This is a genomic window from Parageobacillus caldoxylosilyticus (genome assembly GCF_019272935.1).
GTDB lineage: Bacteria > Bacillota > Bacilli > Bacillales > Anoxybacillaceae > Saccharococcus > Saccharococcus caldoxylosilyticus.
The window spans coordinates 993,661-1,012,689 of sequence record NZ_CP040553.1; the positions used below are offsets into that span (position 1 = coordinate 993,661).

General features: G+C 47.1%; 15 protein-coding genes, 1 pseudogene and 1 riboswitch. Of the genes and pseudogenes, 9 read left to right on the plus strand and 7 right to left on the minus strand.

The window, feature by feature from the left end:
* The first annotated feature begins 53 nt into the window (after positions 1 to 53).
* The 5 genes from BV455_RS05090 (at position 54) to BV455_RS05110 (ending at position 2,741) form a co-directional block, all read left to right on the plus strand.
* Positions 54 to 860 (plus strand): Cof-type HAD-IIB family hydrolase, encoded by an 807-nt coding sequence (locus tag BV455_RS05090; protein ID WP_042408742.1) that lies wholly within the window; start codon positions 54 to 56, stop codon positions 858 to 860.
* Between the two features lie 88 nt (positions 861 to 948).
* On the plus strand, positions 949 to 1,101 hold the full coding sequence (locus tag BV455_RS05095) for a hypothetical protein (protein ID WP_017436366.1): 153 nt from the start codon (positions 949 to 951) through the stop codon (positions 1,099 to 1,101).
* A gap of 2 nt (positions 1,102 to 1,103) precedes the next feature.
* Positions 1,104 to 1,304, plus strand: coding sequence for a DUF3813 domain-containing protein (locus tag BV455_RS05100; protein WP_017436367.1), 201 nt, complete (start codon positions 1,104 to 1,106; stop codon positions 1,302 to 1,304).
* Between the two features lie 112 nt (positions 1,305 to 1,416).
* Entirely contained in the window at positions 1,417 to 2,280 is an 864-nt protein-coding gene (locus BV455_RS05105; protein ID WP_218687804.1) for a DegV family protein, read from the plus strand.
* 329 nt (positions 2,281 to 2,609) lie between these two features.
* Positions 2,610 to 2,741 carry a DUF3941 domain-containing protein gene (locus BV455_RS05110; protein WP_017436369.1) on the plus strand — a complete coding sequence of 44 codons (132 nt, stop codon included), beginning with the start codon at positions 2,610 to 2,612 and terminating at the stop codon, positions 2,739 to 2,741.
* Positions 2,742 to 2,779: 38 nt separating this feature from the next.
* Here BV455_RS05110 and BV455_RS05115 read toward each other — a convergent pair whose 3' ends face one another.
* The 3 genes from BV455_RS05115 to BV455_RS05125 all read right to left on the minus strand — a co-directional run bounded on the left by BV455_RS05115 (position 2,780) and on the right by BV455_RS05125 (position 6,404).
* A complete protein-coding gene (locus BV455_RS05115) occupies positions 2,780 to 4,432 on the minus strand; it encodes a methyl-accepting chemotaxis protein (RefSeq protein ID WP_218687805.1) in 1,653 nt (550 codons plus the stop codon).
* A gap of 19 nt (positions 4,433 to 4,451) precedes the next feature.
* A complete protein-coding gene (locus tag BV455_RS05120; protein WP_218687806.1) occupies positions 4,452 to 5,438 on the minus strand; it encodes a BMP family lipoprotein in 987 nt (328 codons plus the stop codon).
* A gap of 108 nt (positions 5,439 to 5,546) precedes the next feature.
* Positions 5,547 to 6,404, minus strand: coding sequence for a CvfB family protein (locus BV455_RS05125; RefSeq protein ID WP_201028863.1), 858 nt, complete (start codon positions 6,402 to 6,404; stop codon positions 5,547 to 5,549).
* A 197-nt stretch (positions 6,405 to 6,601) separates the two neighbouring features.
* Between BV455_RS05125 and BV455_RS05130 the strand changes: the two genes are divergently transcribed.
* From BV455_RS05130 to BV455_RS05145, 4 genes are all read left to right on the plus strand, one after another.
* Positions 6,602 to 7,093 carry a YajQ family cyclic di-GMP-binding protein gene (locus BV455_RS05130; protein ID WP_042408734.1) on the plus strand — a complete coding sequence of 164 codons (492 nt, stop codon included), beginning with the start codon at positions 6,602 to 6,604 and terminating at the stop codon, positions 7,091 to 7,093.
* 269 nt (positions 7,094 to 7,362) lie between these two features.
* Positions 7,363 to 7,466: riboswitch (SAM riboswitch) on the plus strand.
* A 76-nt stretch (positions 7,467 to 7,542) separates the two neighbouring features.
* Positions 7,543 to 9,396: a bifunctional homocysteine S-methyltransferase/methylenetetrahydrofolate reductase gene (locus tag BV455_RS05135; RefSeq protein WP_218687807.1), complete on the plus strand. Its 1,854-nt coding sequence runs from the start codon at positions 7,543 to 7,545 to the stop codon at positions 9,394 to 9,396.
* Positions 9,389 to 12,799, plus strand: a complete 3,411-nt coding sequence (metH, locus tag BV455_RS05140) for a methionine synthase (RefSeq protein WP_218687808.1) — start codon at positions 9,389 to 9,391, stop codon at positions 12,797 to 12,799. The genes BV455_RS05135 and metH overlap by 8 nt, the downstream gene beginning before the upstream one ends.
* 131 nt (positions 12,800 to 12,930) lie before the next feature.
* Entirely contained in the window at positions 12,931 to 13,794 is an 864-nt protein-coding gene (locus BV455_RS05145) for an SDR family oxidoreductase (protein ID WP_218687809.1), read from the plus strand.
* Between the two features lie 337 nt (positions 13,795 to 14,131).
* Here the strand turns inward: BV455_RS05145 and BV455_RS05150 are convergent.
* From BV455_RS05150 to BV455_RS05165, 4 genes and pseudogenes are all read right to left on the minus strand, one after another.
* Positions 14,132 to 14,269: pseudogene (locus BV455_RS05150) on the minus strand (LacI family transcriptional regulator); the annotation flags it as partial.
* 66 nt (positions 14,270 to 14,335) lie between these two features.
* On the minus strand, positions 14,336 to 16,648 hold the full coding sequence (locus tag BV455_RS05155; protein ID WP_218687810.1) for a glycoside hydrolase family 31 protein: 2,313 nt from the start codon (positions 16,646 to 16,648) through the stop codon (positions 14,336 to 14,338).
* 105 nt (positions 16,649 to 16,753) lie between these two features.
* Complete coding sequence (locus BV455_RS05160) at positions 16,754 to 17,623, minus strand: sugar ABC transporter permease (protein WP_218687811.1); 870 nt, start codon at positions 17,621 to 17,623, stop codon at positions 16,754 to 16,756.
* Between the two features lie 2 nt (positions 17,624 to 17,625).
* A complete protein-coding gene (locus BV455_RS05165; RefSeq protein ID WP_218687812.1) occupies positions 17,626 to 18,969 on the minus strand; it encodes a sugar ABC transporter permease in 1,344 nt (447 codons plus the stop codon).
* Positions 18,970 to 19,029 lie beyond the last annotated feature (60 nt).

Here is a 19,029-nt window from a genome sequence, read left to right on the forward strand (position 1 = left end):
AATCTCATTAATCATATGTCCATTCACTAAAAAATGAAAGTAAAGGAGCCATTATGGAACGATATTTAATTGCCTTAGATTTAGACGGTACATTGCTAAAAGATGACAAAACGATTTCCCCATTTACAAAGGAAATGATTTTGCGCGCCAAAGAAGAAGGGCACCTTGTCGTGATCGCCACGGGAAGACCGTACCGCGCCAGCAAAATGTATTACGAAGAGCTTGGGCTGGCAACACCGATCGTCAACTTTAACGGTGCATTCGTGCACCATCCCCGCAACCATTCGTGGGGAATCCGCCATTTTCCGCTCCCGCTCCCAACGGTGAAAGACATTATCGAAGCCAGCGAAACGTACGCGATTAAAAATATTTTAGCCGAAGTGATGGATGACGTATACTTTCATGAACATGATGAAGTGCTGCTTGACATTGTCCGGCTTGGCAACCCAACCATCGAAATCGGCGACTTGCGCTATGCATTAAAAGATGATCCAACGAGCATCCTTATTCATACGGACAAACAACATATCGAACAAATTCAATCATATTTATCGGACGTGCATGCGAACGTATTGCACCATAGACGTTGGAATGAGCCGTGGCATATCATTGAAATTATCCGCAATGGCGTCCATAAAGCGTTTGGTCTGAAACAAATCGCTGATTATTTTCACATTCCAAAGGAGCGGGTCATTGCGTTTGGCGACGAAGATAACGATTTAGAGATGATCGAATGGGCAGGCCATGGCATCGCGATGGGCAACGCCATTGAGCCGTTGAAACAAATCGCTGACGATGTAACGGCCACCAATGAAGAAGACGGCATCGGCGTGTACTTAAAATCGATGTTAAAGCTGTAACGAATTGCCTTACTACAATCCCCCCTATCCGGTTACACTATCAATGACGCAACGCTGCGTCTTTACTTTTCCAAAGGGGGAATACGTCTTGGGCAAACGAAACAAATCGAAACGCTTCATCCAGCAAAGCGTGGATGCGGTAGAAAAGCATGATGAACGGATCCCTTATCATATGACGTACGCCGAAGCGGAAGAGCGCAAGGCGCAAAAAGCGTTCGAAACATCGCTTGGAGGCGAATAGCGATGGCGAACCGATTGTTTCAAGAAGCGCGCAAAGCGGTAATGCAGGCGAAACAAGCGGCAAGCGGCCAGGCCGATATAGACCTAGACCGTGCGATTGCTATCGCCAAAAACGCCTTATCGTCGGCCTACGCGCATTCCAATACGGCGGAAAAAGCGCAGTTGCGTCAATTTCAAGAAGAACTCGATCAACTCACTCCATAACGGTTGCGGTGCTCGTCCGCAACCTTTTTCGTGAAAGAAAAATTGTCTTTTTTCCTCATCATCGCTACACTAAAAATATGTTGTTATCTTAACTTTGCAAGAGGTGGATACAGTGTTCATTCAAATTATTACAGACAGTGGCTGTGATCTTCCATATTCTTATTTGCAGGAGCGCGGCATCGCGTTTTTGCCGCTTCTTGTCCATTTCAATGGCGAAGAATATGAAGACTTTATCACCATCGAACCAAAACAAGTATATGACGCGATGCGAAACGGCCAAATCGTGAAAACCGCGCAAGCGAATCCGCTGAAAATGAAAGAGTTGTTTACGCAATATGCGAAAGAAAACCGCCCTTGCCTATATATCGCGTTTTCCTCGCAATTGTCGGGTACATATCAAACCGCGATGGCGATTCGCAATGAATTGCTCGAGGAATATCCTGAATTTCAGCTAACGATTATCGATTCGAAATGCGCGTCGCTCGGACAAGGACTGGCGGTGATAAAAGCGGCGGAGCTTGCCGAAAAAGGCATGCCTTACAATTTGCTATGTGAAACGATTGCCTCCTATTGCCATCATATGGAACATATTTTTACGGTTGATAATCTTGAGTACCTGGCGCGCGGCGGGCGCATCAGCAAAGCATCGGCAATGGTCGGAGGCCTTTTGAACATTAAGCCGCTTCTCCATGTCGAAGACGGCAAACTGATTCCGCTTGAGAAATTACGCGGCCGCAAAAAAGTGTTAAAGCGCATGGTCGAAATCATGGGCGAACGCGGCGATGATCTGCAAAAACAAATGATCGGCATCAGCCATGGCGATGATGAAGAAGCCGCCTTGGAATTAAAGCAGCTTATTGAAAAAACATATGGCTGCACGCGCTTTTTCATTACCGAAATCGGCGGTGCGATCGGCGCCCACGCCGGTCCGGGCACATTGGCGCTCTTTTTCCTAAACAAGTATATCGAAGTTTGACCAATCCCCATGCCTAAAGGCATGGGGATTCTTGGGTAATCCCTTCTACCGAAGGGAAATTGAGAAGTTAGTCAAAGAGTATTTACAAAAAACGGCGGACTTGTGGGAGGGTTCATCCCCTCCCTCGTCCGACGCTCACTCTCATCTCCTTCGCTGAAAGCTAGGAGTTTTCCCGCTCGCATTCTATAAATGCTGTTTATCTTTTCCAGGAAAACAATGACTGATCTGGCAACATTGATTCATCCAAACTCCTTCTATCGAAGCATAAAATCGCTTCGTTTCGAAAACACTATTAGTGTACATCTTATATAAAAGGAGTGCACACCGCTATGTCCCGTACGAGCGACAACGATAAAAAAGCGCGCGACAACAACGCGAAACGCCATGAAAAAAACATGCTTCGCGAAAAAAACCGCCAGGCGGGGAAATTTGCGTACTCGAAGGAGACGGATCATCTGTAAAAAACGGGCTGTCCTTTTATGCTGGACAGCCTTTATTTTCATTCCATCCGAAACTTTGCCATCACCTCATGCAGCTCATCAGTCAATTGTCTTAGTTTCGTCACCTTCTCTACCATTTTTTCAAATGCCGTCAGCTGTTCGGCCATCGATGCGGCGATTTCTTCGCTGCCGGCCGCCGATTGTTCGACGACAGCACTGATGCTTTCCACATTTTGCAATACTTTTTCTTCCAATTGTTTTGACATGCTGACACTATCGACAAGCGCTTGAATATCGGCGGAAATACCGGCGACTTTGCCCTCGATTTCAGCAAATGCCCTCGTTGTCGTTTCAATCGTTTGCGATTGCTGCTCGGCGATTTTCACTCCTTGGGCGACAGCTGCGGAAACCGAGGAAATGCCCTGCTTAATCAGCGAAACTGTTTCAAAAATTTGCTTTGTCGCCTGTGCGGATTGCTCGGCAAGCTTACGCACTTCATCAGCGACAACGGCAAATCCTTTTCCCGCTTCTCCCGCTCTTGCGGCTTCGATGGCCGCGTTTAACGCCAGCAAATTCGTTTGTTCCGCAATATCGGATACCGCCTTTGCCATTTGTTCAATGTTGACGGCATAGCTCGTAAATTCATTCGTCGCTTTTTCAATCAACAATGTCGCTTCATTGCTTTCACAGATGAAGTGCATTTGTTGTTCCATCGCTTTTTGGCCATGTTGAATCGCTTCGACCGCTGCCTCGCTGTAATGCGCTGTCTGCTTGGTTCGCTCCGCTGTTTTGGCAAACGTGTCATCCATTTTTTCAATCTGCTGTACCGCTTGCTGCAATTCTTCAGAGATGCTTTGCGCTCCGGCGGACAGCTCATTGGTGGATAGCGCAACTTGCTGGTTAATCTCTGTAAGCATTTGGTTGTCTGCTTCAATTTCTTTGGCAAATGTTTCGACTTTTTGACTAACCACCTCTACCGAGCGAAGCAGCCGCTTCAGCTCCTCGACCATTGTATGAAATGCTACATTTAATGCGCCTAGCTCATCGTTTTGTTTATAGTCAATGCGCTCGACAAGCAAATTGCCCCCTGCAATTTCGGCCGCGTTGTTGGCAAGACGCTTGAGCGGATTCGTAATCGAGCGCGTCAGGCGCAAGCTTATCGCTCCCGACAGCACGATGAGGGCAATGCTGCCGATGACCGCCGTCCAAATGACAAAATGAATTTGCCCCTGCAAATCGCGCTGAAGCTCTTTGTAATAATCGTTTGCATATAATTGCAGCGTGTAAACGTCATTGACCGCCCCTTCGATTCGCATTGCCTGCCGTCTCGCTTCCGATGCATCGCGATGCTCAAGAGCGGCAATCGACTTGGTGTGTACATCGGCAAATTTTTGTTTCGCTTTCGCTAATAGAGAGCGGAATTCCTTTTGTTTCAACGATTTTTCCAATTTGCCAATCAGCTTTTCTGTCGCTTCGATTTGCGTCAAAACTTCTTGTTTATTTCCTTCTGTCATACTATAAGCGGCATTGTTTAAGCTTTGCTTTGCCGATTTCATGCTTGCCTCGAGCTTTTCTACCGTCAGCAAAACCGGAACGATATCTTTATTCGTTGCCTGAATCGACAACATATTGGCGATAATGAACCCCATCAATATGATCGATGCAATAAGCGAAAGAAACGAATGAAGCCATAATTTTCTGCGAATTGTCATTCTAATCCCCTTTTCTGTGCTACTTGGTTGTCACTTTGCCGTCCACAATGTTTTGTTTCCACTGTTCAAGCAGCTGTTGTTTTTGCTCATCCCATGGCACAACGCGAATCGGCGCGAGCCCGACTCCATTTTCCGCCAACCCCAGCTGAACGGTACCGGTTGGCAATTCCCCTTTTTCCACGTATTGTTTTAACACGCGAAACAAAGCGACATCGACATTTTTGACCATCGACGTCACCACTGCTTTTTCCGCGTAAAAATATTGGTCGCTGTCTACACCAATGGCATACACACCGCGCGCCTCCGCTTCCCGAAGCGCGCCGACTCCGGTAAACCCAGCCGCCGTATACACGACGTCGCACTGTTTGGCAAACATATCTTTGGCGATATTAGCGCCGAGCTTGTCATTGCCAAAATCGCCGGCATAGACAATTTGAACAGAAGCGGATGGCTTTACGGCGTTAACCCCCTTTTCGAATCCCGTTGCAAATTTATGAATCAACGGCACATCCGCCCCGCCGATAAACCCGAGGCGGTTTGTTTTCGTCGTCAGCGCCGCCACCACTCCGGCAAGAAAGCTTCCTTCATCTTCTTTAAACGCAATAGATGTCACGTTTGGCAAATCAGAAACAGCGTCAACTAAAATAAAACGCTGTTTCGGATGTTGTTTCGCCACTTTTTCCAATTCTTCTTGCACCATGAAGCCAAGGCCGATGATGATATCATTGCCATCTGCAACAAGCTCTTTTAACCCTTGTTCATACGTTTTCGTATCTTTCAATTCACGGTAATCAAAAATAATGCCTAGTTCATCTCGTGCTTTCATTAATCCGCGAAACGCGGAGTCGCTAAACGATTGATCCCCAAGTCCGACGTCCGACAGCATAATCCCGACTTTGATCCTGTCTTTCTTTGCCACTGTCTCTTCCGGCGAACAGCCGGACATCATCACAAACATAGCCAATAACGCGATAACAAGATGCCATATACGTCTTTGTTGTTTCATGTATTCGTCCCCTTCTTTTCATAGTGTCCATTATTGTTTATCGGCATGGTTCGACATTTATTAAGTTTTTGGAACGAAAAAAGCAAAGCCGGACTGGCTCTGCCCCCTTTATTCCTTCTTATACGTCCAACCATTTTCTTGATATACTTTTCCTTCCTTCATTAAGCGGCCTAAAGCACGTTTAAAGGCGGCCTTGCTCATATGAAAGCGCGCTTGAATATCAGTGGGATCGCTTTTGTCATGATATGGCATCGCCCCTCCACGGCTTTCTAAATAGGCATAAATGGCCGCCGCGTCTTCGTCGATGCTTTCATGCTTGCGCGGCAACAGTGATACGTTCACCGTCCCGTCCTCTTTGACGGCGATAATCCGTCCTTCCACTGCTTCCCCAAGCCTCGGTGCGTTTCGCCACTGGGATTCATGAACAAAACCGAGATAGCCGACATCGGAGATAAGAAACGCTCCTACTTTAATCACGCGGTAGACACGCCCGCGAATATTCTGGTTAAATGCTGATTCCGGCGCGCTCACAGCGATTTGTTTCATCGTTTCCTCATCAGCAAGCCTAGCAAGAAGGCGGCCGCGTTTATCCGTTTTTAACGAACAATATAATTGATCCCCTCGCTTTGGCCATAACGAGCGAAGCGGCGGCAAATCATCGATGGACACGAGCAAATCTTTAGAAATGCCAATATCGACAAAAACGCCCAATCTTGGAACGACGTCCACCACTTCAACCCAGTCGTAGCGGTTGTTCGTGATTTTCGGCATTTTCATAGTGGCGCATAGCCGCCCGTCGTGGTCATGATATAAAAATACGGTTGCCTCATCGTCCACCGCAAGCGTTGTATTCGCTTCGCTTTTGTGCAGCAGCACTTCCTCCATGCCGTTCGTTAAAACGTAGCCAAACGGCATTTCCCGTTTTACCGTTAATGTCATGATTTCTCCAGGAATGAATCGTTTCATTGCAGCCTCTTCCTTTGTCTATATTTTCACTCTTATTATTCCCCACTCCAATTGACAGTTCCGCGCAAAACGTCGTTTTTCCCTGCATCACAAGAACGCTGCTATCCGTGTTTGGTCCCCCACTCCTTTTCTTGTTGTGTCCCTTGCCACATTTTACTATAATGAAAATTAAATAACGAAAGTGCTGGAGGTTGTGTATGTCGAAAGAAAGTTCCTTTGATATTGTATCCAAAATCGACTTATCCGAAGTCACCAATGCGATCAACATCGCACTGAAAGAAATTAAAAACCGCTATGACTTTAAAGGCAGCAAAAGCGACATTTCCTTAGAAAAAGACGAACTCGTTCTCATTTCCGACGATGAATTTAAATTGGAACAGCTTAAAGACGTGCTGATCGGCAAGCTCATTAGACGAGGCGTGCCGACGAAAAACATTCAATACGGCAAAATTGAGCCGGCATCAGGCGGTACGGTGCGCCAGCGCGCCAAACTCGTACAAGGCATCGACAAGGAAAACGCGAAAAAAATCAACACGATCATTAAAAACACCGGCCTAAAAGTGAAAAGCCAAGTACAGGATGATCAAATCCGCGTCAGCGGCAAAAGCAAAGACGATTTGCAAAAGGTCATCGCCGCAATTCGCGAAGCTGATCTGCCAATTGATGTGCAATTTGTCAACTATCGATAAAAAAGATGTTACGGCACTAAGTGCCCGTAACATTTTTTTATGCTCTTCCCCACTATTTCCACATTTATAAATTCCAATCATTCACGTTCACTATAGTGAATGACACTGTTTTCATTAAATATCAAGCACTAATGCTTTTTCCATGTAAGGATGGGATATTTTCTTGAAAACGATTTCATTATATTGAATATTTTCAGAAAATGCTTTACATTATATATTAATATCAAAACTATATCGTTGAAACGTTTGGCTACAACTTCATAGCGAATTTCTTATCAAGAGAGGGGGAGGGACTGGCCCAGTGAACCCTCAGCAACCTGGCGGAAGCCAAGGTGCTAAATCCAGACAGGCGAAAGCGCCTGGAAGATAAGAAGAGACGATACATAAAAAGTCTTCTTCTTATAGAAGGCTTTTTTCTTTTACCATTTTCATAGAACGGGGGAATGAGCGTGGGACTTTTGCAAGACTTAAAAGAACGCATCCTCATCGCCGATGGCGCGATGGGAACGCTATTATACTCGCACGGCGTCGACCGATGTTTTGAAGAACTAAATTTATCGAAGCCGGAAGAGATCATTCATATTCATGAAGCATATATCGCCGCAGGCGCCGAGGTCATTCAAACGAATACATATGGCGCCAACTACGTCAAACTCGCCCGCTATGGACTCGAAGACGAGGTGCCGGCGATTAACCGCGCGGCGGTAAGGCTCGCCAAACAGGCGGCGGCGGGAAATAAAGCCTACGTGCTTGGAACGATCGGCGGGTTGCGCAGTATCAATAAAAGCGCCGTTTCCATCGAAGAGGTAAAGCGGACGTTTCGCGAGCAATTGTTTGTGCTGTTAAATGAGGATGTCGACGGCTTGTTGCTCGAAACGTATTACGATTTAGAAGAATTAGAGACAGTGCTTGCGATCGCGCGCAAAGAAACGGATAAGCCGATTATCGCGCACGTCTCCCTCCATGAAGTCGGCGTCTTGCAAGATGGCACTCCGCTTGCCGAAGCATTGGCGCGCCTGGAACAGTTGGGAGCCGATGTCGTCGGTCTAAACTGCCGTCTCGGCCCGTACCATATGATCCGCTCGCTGGAGGAAGTGCCGCTGCCAAACAGAGCGTTTCTTTCCGCGTATCCGAACGCAAGCCTGCCGGATTATCGCGACGGACGGCTTGTCTATGAAACAAACACGGATTATTTTAAAGAAACAGCGCTTGCCTTCCGTGAGCAAGGCGTGCGCCTGATTGGCGGGTGCTGCGGCACGACGCCGAAACATATCGAAGCGATGGCAAACGCCTTAACCGATCGGACGCCGGTGCAAACGAAAACAGTCAAACAGCGCCATATTTCCGTTTCCATATCATCAAACGAGCCAAACGCGGCGCCGCCGCTGCAAGACATCGTCCGCGAGCGCCGTTCGGTGATCGTCGAGCTCGATCCGCCAAAAAAATTAGGGATCGCCAAATTTTTAGAAGGCGCCAAAGCGCTGAAAGAGGCAAACATTGATGCCCTGACACTGGCTGACAACTCGCTGGCTACCCCACGAATCAGCAACATGGCGCTCGGCTCCATCGTCAAACAACAGCTCGGCATCCGTCCGCTTATTCATATCACCTGCCGCGACCGCAATTTGATCGGGCTGCAGTCGCATCTGATGGGCTTGCATACGCTCGGCATCACCGATGTGCTCGCCATTACCGGCGATCCATCGAAAATCGGCGATTTTCCTGGGGCGACATCGGTCTACGACTTATCGTCTTTCGACTTGATTCGGCTCATTCGCCAATTTAACGAAGGACTGTCGTATTCGGGAAAACCGCTCGGACAAAAAACGAATTTTTCGATCGCCGCGGCCTTTAATCCGAACGTCCGCCATTTGGATAAGGCCGTAGAGCGCCTGGAGAAAAAAATTCAATGCGGCGCCCACTATTTTATTACCCAGCCGCTTTATTCCGAACGGCAAATCGAGGAAGTGTACGAAGCGACGAAACATCTCGAAACGCCGATTTACATCGGCATTATGCCGCTTGTGAGCGCGCGCAACGCCGATTTCCTTCACCATGAAGTGCCGGGCATTACGCTGTCGGAAGAAATCCGCTCGCGCATGGCGGCATGCGCCAACAACCCAGTGCAAGCGGCGCGCGAAGGGATCGCGATTGCCAAATCGCTCATTGACGCCGCTTTTGACTTATTTAACGGCATCTACCTCATTACGCCGTTTTTACGCTATGAAATGACAGCCGAACTCGTCCGCTATATTCACGAAAAAGAAAAAGCCGCACAAGAAAGGAAGGTACTCCATGGCTAACGCAACACTCGAACAACAGCTTGCCAAAAAGATTCTCGTCATTGACGGCGCAATGGGAACGATGATTCAAAGCGCAAAGCTCTCGGCCGACGATTTCGGCGGCGAGCAATACGAAGGATGCAACGAATATTTGACGCTCACTGCCCCGCATGTGATCAAACACATTCATGATGCGTATTTGCAGGCGGGCGCGGATATTATTGAAACGAACACGTTTGGCGCGACAAGCATCGTGTTAGAGGAATATCAGCTCGGCCATTTAGCGCTCGAATTAAACATCGAAGCGGCCAAGCTTGCGCGCAAAGCCGCCGACGCCTACTCGACTTCCGATTGGCCGCGCTTTGTCGCCGGTTCAATGGGACCGACGACAAAAACGCTGTCCGTCACGGGCGGCGTGACGTTTGACCAATTAGTCGCCGCCTACGAAGAACAAGCGCGCGGGTTATTGCTTGGCGGCGTCGACTTGCTGCTTTTGGAAACGTGCCAGGACACCTTAAACGTTAAAGCCGGCTTTATCGGCATTTCCAAGGCGTTTGAAGCGGTCGGCAAACGGGTGCCGATCATGATTTCCGGCACGATTGAACCGATGGGCACGACGCTGGCCGGGCAGACGATCGAGTCGTTTTTCATCTCCGTTCAGCATATGAAACCGTTTGCCGTCGGTTTAAACTGCGCGACCGGCCCGGAGTTTATGACCGACCATTTGCGCACGCTCGCTTCCCTCGCCAATACGGCGGTCAGCTGCTACCCAAACGCCGGTCTTCCCGATGAGGAAGGACATTACCATGAGACGCCGGAAATGCTGGCGAAAAAAGTTCAGCGTTTCGCCGAAAAAGGCTGGATCAACATCGTCGGCGGCTGCTGCGGAACGACGCCGGAACATATCCGCGCCATCGCCGAAGCGGTCCGCGATATTCCGCCGCGGCCGATTCCGAAGTCTTTTGCCATTCATGCCGTCTCCGGCATCGATCCGCTTATTTACGATGAAACGATGCGGCCATTGTTTGTCGGCGAGCGGACGAACGTGATCGGTTCTCGCAAATTTAAACGACTCATCGCTGAAGGAAAATACGAAGAAGCGGCGGAAATCGCCCGCGCGCAAGTGAAAAACGGCGCCCACGTCATCGACATCTGCCTGGCCGACCCGGACCGCAATGAACAAGAGGATATGGAAAAATTTATTCAGCAAGTTGTCAAAAAAGTCAAAGTACCGCTTGTCATCGATTCAACCGATGAACAGGTCATTGAGCGCGCCCTCACCTATTCGCAAGGAAAAGCGATCATTAACTCGATCAATCTGGAAGATGGCGAAGAACGGTTTGCCAAAGTCGTACCCCTTATTCACAAATACGGCGCCGCCGTTGTTGTCGGCACGATTGACGAACAAGGAATGGCGGTGAAGGCCGAGCGGAAGCTGGAAATCGCTTTGCGCTCGTATGACCTGCTTGTCAACAAATACGGGGTATCCCCGCATGACATTATTTTCGACCCGCTTGTGTTCCCGGTCGGCACCGGCGATGAACAATACATCGGCTCCGCTAAAGAAACGATCGAAGGCATCCGCCTTATTAAAGAGCGGCTGCCCCACTGTTTAACGATGCTCGGCATCAGCAACGTCTCGTTCGGGCTTCCGCCGGTCGGACGGGAAATTTTAAACTCCGTCTTTTTATATCATTGCACGCAGGCCGGTCTTGATTACGCGATCGTCAACACGGAAAAATTGCAACGCTTCGCCTCGATTCCGGAAGAAGAAGTGCGGTTAGCGGAAGAATTGCTGTTTAACACAAACGATGAAACATTAAATACGTTTATCCAATTTTACCGCGACAAAACAAAAGAGCCGAAAAAAGCGAAAATAGAACTTAGCTTAGAAGAGCGGCTCGCGGGCTATGTCGTCGAAGGCACGAAAGAAGGGCTGTTTGCCGATTTAAAACAGGCTCTGCAAGTTTATCCTGACCCGCTTGCCATTATTAACGGCCCGCTGATGGCCGGGATGGACGAAGTCGGCCGGCTCTTTAACAACAACCAGCTCATTGTCGCCGAAGTATTGCAAAGCGCGGAAGTGATGAAAGCGGCGGTCGCCTTTTTAGAGCCATACATGGAGAAAAAAGAAGACAGCGCAAAAGGAAAGGTCATTCTCGCCACTGTGAAAGGCGATGTGCACGACATCGGCAAAAACTTGGTCGACATTATTTTAAGCAACAACGGCTTTCATGTCATTGACTTAGGCATTAAAGTGGCGCCGCAGCAGCTCATCGAAGCTGTTCAGGCGGAAAAGCCGGATATCATCGGCTTATCCGGCCTGCTTGTCAAATCGGCGCAGCAAATGGTCGTCACCGCGCAAGATTTGCGGCAGGCGGGCATTTCGACGCCGATTTTAGTCGGCGGCGCCGCGCTGACGCGTAAATTTACAGAAAACAAAATCGCTCCGGAATACGATGGAATTGTCCTATACGCCAAAGACGCCATGGAAGGGCTGGCGCTGGCAAACCAATTGCAGCAAAACGAAATCGAATATACAAAAACGGAAAAACGGGAAGTAGCACGGGAACAAGCCGCACCTGCCGTCATGACAGCGAAATCCAATGTTTCTACGGACGTGCCGGTATTTGTCCCAACCGATTTGGAGCGCCACATATTAAAAGAGATTCCGCTGTCCCATATTATTCCGTATGTCAACTGGCAAATGGTGCTCGGACACCATCTCGGATTAAAAGGAAAAGTGAAGCGGCTTTTGGAAGAAAAAGATGAAAAGGCTCTGATGCTAAAAGGAGTCGTGGATGAACTGCTTGAAGAAGCCAAGCAGCACGGCTGGATTACGCCAGCGGCGGTATATCAATTTTTCCCGGCGCAAAGTGATGGAAACCGCATTTACATTTATTCTCCAGAAGACAAGAAGACGGTGATCGAAACGTTTGAATTTCCAAGACAGCCGCGGGCCCCGTATCTTTGCCTCGCTGATTATTTAAAATCAATAGACAGCGGGCAAATCGACTACGTCGGCTTTTTTGCCGTCACCGCTGGCAAAGGCATCCGCGAACTGGCACAGCAGTGGAAAGAAAGCGGCGAGTTTTTAAAAAGCCATGCGATTCAGGCATTGGCGCTCGAAATCGCGGAAGGATTTGCGGAACGCATTCACCAAATTATGCGCGACCGCTGGGGCTTTCCAGATGACCCGGATTTTACGATGGAAGAGCGCTTTGCCGCCAAATACCAGGGGCAGCGCTACTCGTTCGGCTACCCGGCCTGTCCAAACTTAGAGGATCAAGAAAAACTGTTCCGCCTTCTGCATCCAGAAGAAATCGGCATTCATTTAACAGACGGATATATGATGGAGCCGGAAGCATCCGTCTCCGCGATCGTCTTCGCCCATCCGGAAGCGCGCTATTTCAACGTGTTGTAAAAAAGCTGGCCAAAATCGGCCAGCTTTTTTATGCAATATGGTCAGCAATGATTATTTGCCAACATTACATTATTTCCCTTTCCTTATTCCATACTAACGATGACAAATGATAACATAGGGAGGAATGGAAAATGGTCACGAAACAACAGGCAACGCTGCCGCCGCAGCACCAAAACCGACAGCCCGGACTGCAAACGGAGATGAACCCGCAGCCGGTCTCGATCAGCGAAACGTATAAAGGAAGCGGGAAGCTGCAGAACAAAGTCGCTATCATTAGCGGCGGCGACAGCGGCATCGGCCGGGCGGTCGCGATTCATTTCGCCAAAGAAGGCGCCGATGTCGCGATTATTTATTTAAACGAACATAAAGATGCCGAAGAGACAAAACGGCTTGTCGAGCAGGAAGGAAAAACATGCTTGCTGATCGCTGGCGATGTCGGCGATGAAAACTTTTGCAAGCAAGCGGTCAAACAAACGATCGACCAATTTGGCAAACTTGACATCGTCGTCAACAACGCCGCCGAGCAGCATCCGCAAAACAGCTTGCTCCATATCACTGCGCAACAGCTAGAAAAAACGTTCCGCACGAACGTCTTCGGCTATTTTTATTTGACAAAAGCAGCGCTTCCATACTTGCAAAAAGGCAGCGCCATTATTAATACGGCGTCGATTACCGCTTATGAAGGCAACGAGCAATTGATTGACTATTCGGCCACAAAAGGCGCGATCGTCGCCTTTACGCGTTCGCTGGCAAAATCACTCGCCGGGCAAGGCATCCGCGTCAACGGCGTCGCGCCGGGACCGATTTGGACGCCGCTTATTCCATCGACATTCACAAGCGACCAAGTCGCCACCTTCGGCTCCAACACCCCACTGAAACGGCCGGGCCAGCCGAGCGAAGTCGCCCCGAGCTATGTCTTTTTGGCAAGCGAGGAGTCATCCTATATTACGGGGCAAATGATACATGTAAATGGCGGGAAGATTGTCAATGGGTAGAAAGCAGCGGAAACGGAATATTCTTCATCGCCATGTAAATTTTATGTAATATTTTCTGACATGTTTGTTGAGCGGTCTGTATATAGCAGCTATGATAAAAATACATGCTGCTTCTGATCCAAGTTCCTCAAGCCTTTTGCACGTATAGCAAAAGGCACCCTCTCTTCCTTGACTTGCAACAATTTGTTGCAAGTTTTTTTGTGTATGGCAATGGCTCCAATAGCGGCAACCTTAGTTATGCGATTAATGAGTAATCTGTCTACGGCCATGTATTTCTAGATAGGAAAAACAAAGCTGACTCCAAACGATCGATTGTTGCGATCGTTTGGGCCAGCTTTTATTTCTTTCGATAATAACCACACGAAAACCGTTTGACAATGCGGTGCGGGATAATAATGCGCTTGACCGGTTCGTTTGGGTTGTCAATCTTTTCGATTAGACTTTTCGTCGCTTCATAGCCGAGCTGGAAAATTCTTAACATAATGTCAACAATACAGGAGAAATTGATGACATTTGGAATTTCATATTTATCGAAAGTTCCTTACTTATTTATCACTATCTCTACATTAATCTCGCATTTTACGGGCTGATCCTCCAAAGTAAACGCCAAACAACCTTCTTCTTGCTTGATAGAATGTACAGATTTCCCGTTCATTCTTACCTCGGAAGCGGTGACACCTGGTATCAGAATGTGGTAGGTCCGTTGTTCAACCGACTCAGGATAGGAACCAGTTCCTGCTCCAATATTTACAATTATCTTGCCGTCCAAGTTCTTCTGACTGAACGACATAGTGCGGTATTCTCCCCGTTTATAAGCTGTTGTCTTTCCATCATCTTCATATAGCAGGAACTCACCATTCCGACCGGGATAGACGATAATGGTCATCTTATCCCATGATCGTTCCTCTGCATGTTGCATTACAGGCAATGTAGGGATGATCGACCCCGCTTTGGCATAGATAGGAATACGATCCAGAGGCGCATCAGCTTCGATCGTTCTCCCCCCCTCAACCGACTGCCACGTCCAAACATCATACCAAAGACCTTCTGGCAGGTAAACCTTGCGGGATGTTGCTCCTTCTTCCAAAACGGGAGCCACCAGCAAATTGGATCCAATGAAGAATTGATCACAGATCTCGGTACAATTGAGATCCTCCGGCACCTCCATAACCATTGGACGCATGTAAGGTATCCCGGTGCGATAGGTTTCAAATGCACAGGAATAGATGTAAGGCAGAAAGCGGTAACGCCACTCGATGAAATTCTTTACGATTTTTTCCGTTTCTTCACCAAAAGCCCAAGGCTCACGATTTTGATGAGCACCATGGGGGCGCATGATAGGGGTAAAGGCTCCAAATTGTATCCAGCGCACATAGAGTTCAGGTGACGGTTCATTCCCTTTAAATCCACCGATGTCGCTGTTCCAGAGTGGGAGGCCGACAAGGCTCATGCTTAAAGCTACAGACAGTTGCTTCTTCAAGTCGGTCCAAGTGCTCTCCACATCGCCGGACCAGACCCCCACGCCATAACGCTGACTGCCTGCCCATCCCGAGCGACTCATGATAAACAGTCGGCGCTCTGGACAGTTTTGTTCATGCGCCAAGGCCAATGATTTATGCATTTCCAAGGCAAAAATGTTATGGACCTTTTGAGCAGGGCCGTCATGATGGACCATATCCGGGGAGTGAACCTCCGGCTCGTTCAAGTCGGTCCACCAACCCTCTATACCCATCTCAATCAATTCCTTGTGTTGGTCGGCCCACCACTGTTTGGCAAACGGATCTGTGAAATCAACCAACGCCGATTCTCCTGCCCAAAATGGGAATAGATAGGTTTCTCCATTTTGCTTTTTGGCAAATACTTTAATCCTGTCTCCTTCTGGGAACAAACGGCTTTCTTTTGTCACATAAGGCTCTTCAATTACGATGGGATGAAACCCTTTGCCGCGCAATCCCGCAATCATCTTTTCCGGCTGCGGGAAGGCGATACGGTCAAAGCACATATCCCCCATCTTCTTAAACCAGTAGAGATCTAGAATGATTGAATCGCACGGAATCCGTTTTTGACGGAAAGTTTCTGCCAATTCCTCCACTTCCTGACGACTCTTGTATCCAAATTTAGACTGCAAATAACCAAAAGTCCAGAGTGGAGGAATCTCCGGGCGACCCGTCAATTCCACATACTGACTGACCAAATCTTTCAGCTCTTGCCCCAAGAATAGATAATAGGTGATCGTCCCACCCTCGGCTTCATAGAACCAGATATCTTCCTTCTCCACACCGAAATCAAAACGGGCGACCCAAGGATTATCAACGAAGAGACCGTACCCCTCTGAACTGTAGATAACTGGTATCATCAATCGTGAAGGCGAAGGCAGATGTTTGTTCCAGATCGGTCGGATTGTACCACGGTGATTGAGGCGAACATCATCCTGATTGAGATCTGATTCCCCCAACCCGTAGATGCGTTCGTCACCGGAAAATTGAAAGGAAATGCGGCTCTTCCAACCGTCAAACTGATACGCCGCAGTATCAGCGCTTCTCGTTACCTCCCGGCCTGTTTCATTAAAAAAGCGAATTCCGAAGGGCACTTTGGAAATTACCGCTCTCCCCTTCGGGATGGAAACAGTAATCTCATTTTCTCTCTCTTCCGTCTGAAGCGGAAGAAACTCTTTTAGCAGAACCGAATAGGAAGGTTCCGGAACCTCTTCGCTCCAATCGGTCACTTTCAGGAACTGGACCTGGACGGTTCCTTCCTGTGGGGAGCGAATCAGAACCTTGGCTTGAAATGCATAGTACAGTTCAACTGCTGTTTCCGTAATGGTAACTTCTCTTAAATCGGTTAATGTATGCATGATGACGACTCCTTTTTTAAACTAAAATCACATCCTCATAAGCATCCAGCTGGATCAGATATTATTCTTTTACTCAATGCTCTGCACCTCATCTCCGTACTTCGATTACCCCTTGTTTGCACCTGCGCTTAAGCCTGCAATAATGTATTTTTGCAGTAACAAGAACAGAATAGTGGTCGGGATCGCTACAATAATGGCCCCTGCCGCAAAAGTTGTAAATTCAGTATTTCCGCGACCGGTAACCATCTCAAACAACCCAATTGCTAGAGTTTTATTTTCGTTGGAGCGTAGAACCAATCGGGCGAAAATAAAATCCATCCATGGCCCGATAAAATTGTTAATCGCAATAAAGGTTAAAATAGGCACTGACAGAGGCATCATCACTTTGAAAAAGATGGTGGTGTGGGATGCACCGTCGATTTTAGCTGCTTCCTCCAAGCTTCTTGGCAATCCATCAAAATATCCTTTGACCAGCCATGCTCCAAATGGTATAGAACCGCCTGCATATACAAGAATCAATCCCCACAAATTGTCCAATAGGCCAATCTGGAGAAGAAGAATATATATAGCAATCATTCCCATAAAGCTAGGAAACATCTGCAGAATCAGCATCGCCATCAAACCTTGGCGGCGGCCAGGAAATCGAAAACGTGAGAAAGCATAAGCCGATGACACGATTAAAAACGTGGACAAGATCATATTCATCGTTGCAACGAATAAAGTATTTTTAAACCATTTGACATAATCAGTTTCATACCATAGATGTGTGTAATGCTTCATTGTAATTTTCTCAGGCATAAGAGTTGAACTATACAATGTGTCTCCTGGATTTAACGCCCCAATGAAAATCCAGACGATTGGATACAAAACCAAAATAGCTGAAATGATCAGAAAAGCATAGATTAGAACGGTAACCACAGCTTCCTTGAACTTTGCACCGGACAATTTTTTTGTACGTAATGGTTTTGCACTCATCTTTACATCATTTCCTCTTCTTTAAATGCTTTTGTTTGTCGGAAGTTCCAAATTGAAAATACTGCTACTACAATAAAAATCAGAATGGAAAGTACGGAAGCCATATAAAATTGGCTATGGTTCAAAGTCAGCTTATAGATCCAAGATATTAACAAATCAGTTGAACCTGCATAAGTATATTTGCCATCGGCAGGTCCCCCTTGGGTAAAGAGGTAGATGACGTTAAAGTTATTGATGTTTCCAGCAAAGCTCATGATTAAAAGTGGAGAAGTATAGTACATTAATAAAGGAAAAGTAATTGAGCGAAATTTTTGAAATGTGCTTGCTCCGTCTACTTCTGCCGCTTCGTATAATTCCTTGTCAATATTCGTCAACACACCTGCAATTAATGCCATCCAGAACGGGAATCCCAACCAAATATTTATGGTCACTAGAGCTACTTTTGCCCAAAATGGATCGGACAGCCAAGGAATAGGATCAATTCCTAAAGTGGATAAATACTGGTTCAAAGGACCGAATTGACCGTTGAAAATATTTCGAAAAACAAGGATAGAAATAAATTGGGGAACAGCCCAGGGCAATATGAATATTGTTCTCCACATTCGTTTCAGGCGAACTTTATTATGATTAATAATTAAAGCAAAGAACATCCCCACAAAAAACGTGGTGAAAGTAGCTAGAATAGCCCATATGATGTTCCAAGTCGCTATCCCATAAAATGTCTTGCTCCATGCTTGTAATCTAAATAAATCAATAAAATTCTGGAACCCCACCCAATCCACTAGGTTTTTTGGAGGCAAATGATTGGGGGAGGAAAAGTTAGTAAATGCAATCAGAATACCAAAAGTCAATGGTAGAACGGAAAGAAAGAGAGTAAAGATTGCAGCAGGAGTCAAAAGAATGTAAGCATATCCATACTCCCATGATTTTTTCAATGATTCTATAAAACTGTTTACTTTTTCTCCGGTCTCGTGAAGTTTGCCTGTTTTATAGGCATCATGAATATTATAGATATAAAATAACAGGAAAATAACAAGGACTATAACAATTATCAATCCCTCTATCATCAAGAAGATGGAATGATCTCCTTCTATGACTACCCTTCCCCTTCTTCGAACCTGAGCTTGCTCACCTAAGGTGATCAAGCCCCATAAACCGTTCACAATCGGGTTTGTCAAAAAAACAATTACATATATTTCTACCAGAGCATATAAAATTCCTTTGATGTACTGCCGATTATAAATTTGTCCCAGACCCATAAAAAGGAAGGATAATACCGCGGCTGTACTTGCTTTCTTGGTTTGGCGGCGTTCTGGTTCTGCAACTAAATTGGGTGTTGGAGACATGCAAAGACCCCCTTTCCGTTTTTTTCACAATTAAGAATCAATGCCCTCCGAAACAGAGAG

Excerpts from the sequence above, each read along its gene's own strand:
- BV455_RS05090 (WP_042408742.1), top strand. The coding sequence starts at position 54 with ATGGAACGATATTTAATTGCCTTAGATTTAGACGGTACATTGCTAAAA.
- BV455_RS05100 (WP_017436367.1), top strand. The coding sequence starts at position 1,104 with ATGGCGAACCGATTGTTTCAAGAAGCGCGCAAAGCGGTAATGCAGGCG.
- BV455_RS05110 (WP_017436369.1), top strand. The coding sequence starts at position 2,610 with ATGTCCCGTACGAGCGACAACGATAAAAAAGCGCGCGACAACAACGCG.
- BV455_RS05115 (WP_218687805.1), bottom strand. The coding sequence starts at position 4,432 with ATGACAATTCGCAGAAAATTATGGCTTCATTCGTTTCTTTCGCTTATT.
- BV455_RS05120 (WP_218687806.1), bottom strand. The coding sequence starts at position 5,438 with ATGAAACAACAAAGACGTATATGGCATCTTGTTATCGCGTTATTGGCT.
- BV455_RS05125 (WP_201028863.1), bottom strand. The coding sequence starts at position 6,404 with ATGAAACGATTCATTCCTGGAGAAATCATGACATTAACGGTAAAACGG.
- BV455_RS05130 (WP_042408734.1), top strand. The coding sequence starts at position 6,602 with ATGTCGAAAGAAAGTTCCTTTGATATTGTATCCAAAATCGACTTATCC.
- metH (WP_218687808.1), top strand. The coding sequence starts at position 9,389 with ATGGCTAACGCAACACTCGAACAACAGCTTGCCAAAAAGATTCTCGTC.
- BV455_RS05145 (WP_218687809.1), top strand. The coding sequence starts at position 12,931 with ATGGTCACGAAACAACAGGCAACGCTGCCGCCGCAGCACCAAAACCGA.
- BV455_RS05155 (WP_218687810.1), bottom strand. The coding sequence starts at position 16,648 with ATGCATACATTAACCGATTTAAGAGAAGTTACCATTACGGAAACAGCA.
- BV455_RS05160 (WP_218687811.1), bottom strand. The coding sequence starts at position 17,623 with ATGAGTGCAAAACCATTACGTACAAAAAAATTGTCCGGTGCAAAGTTC.
- BV455_RS05165 (WP_218687812.1), bottom strand. The coding sequence starts at position 18,969 with ATGTCTCCAACACCCAATTTAGTTGCAGAACCAGAACGCCGCCAAACC.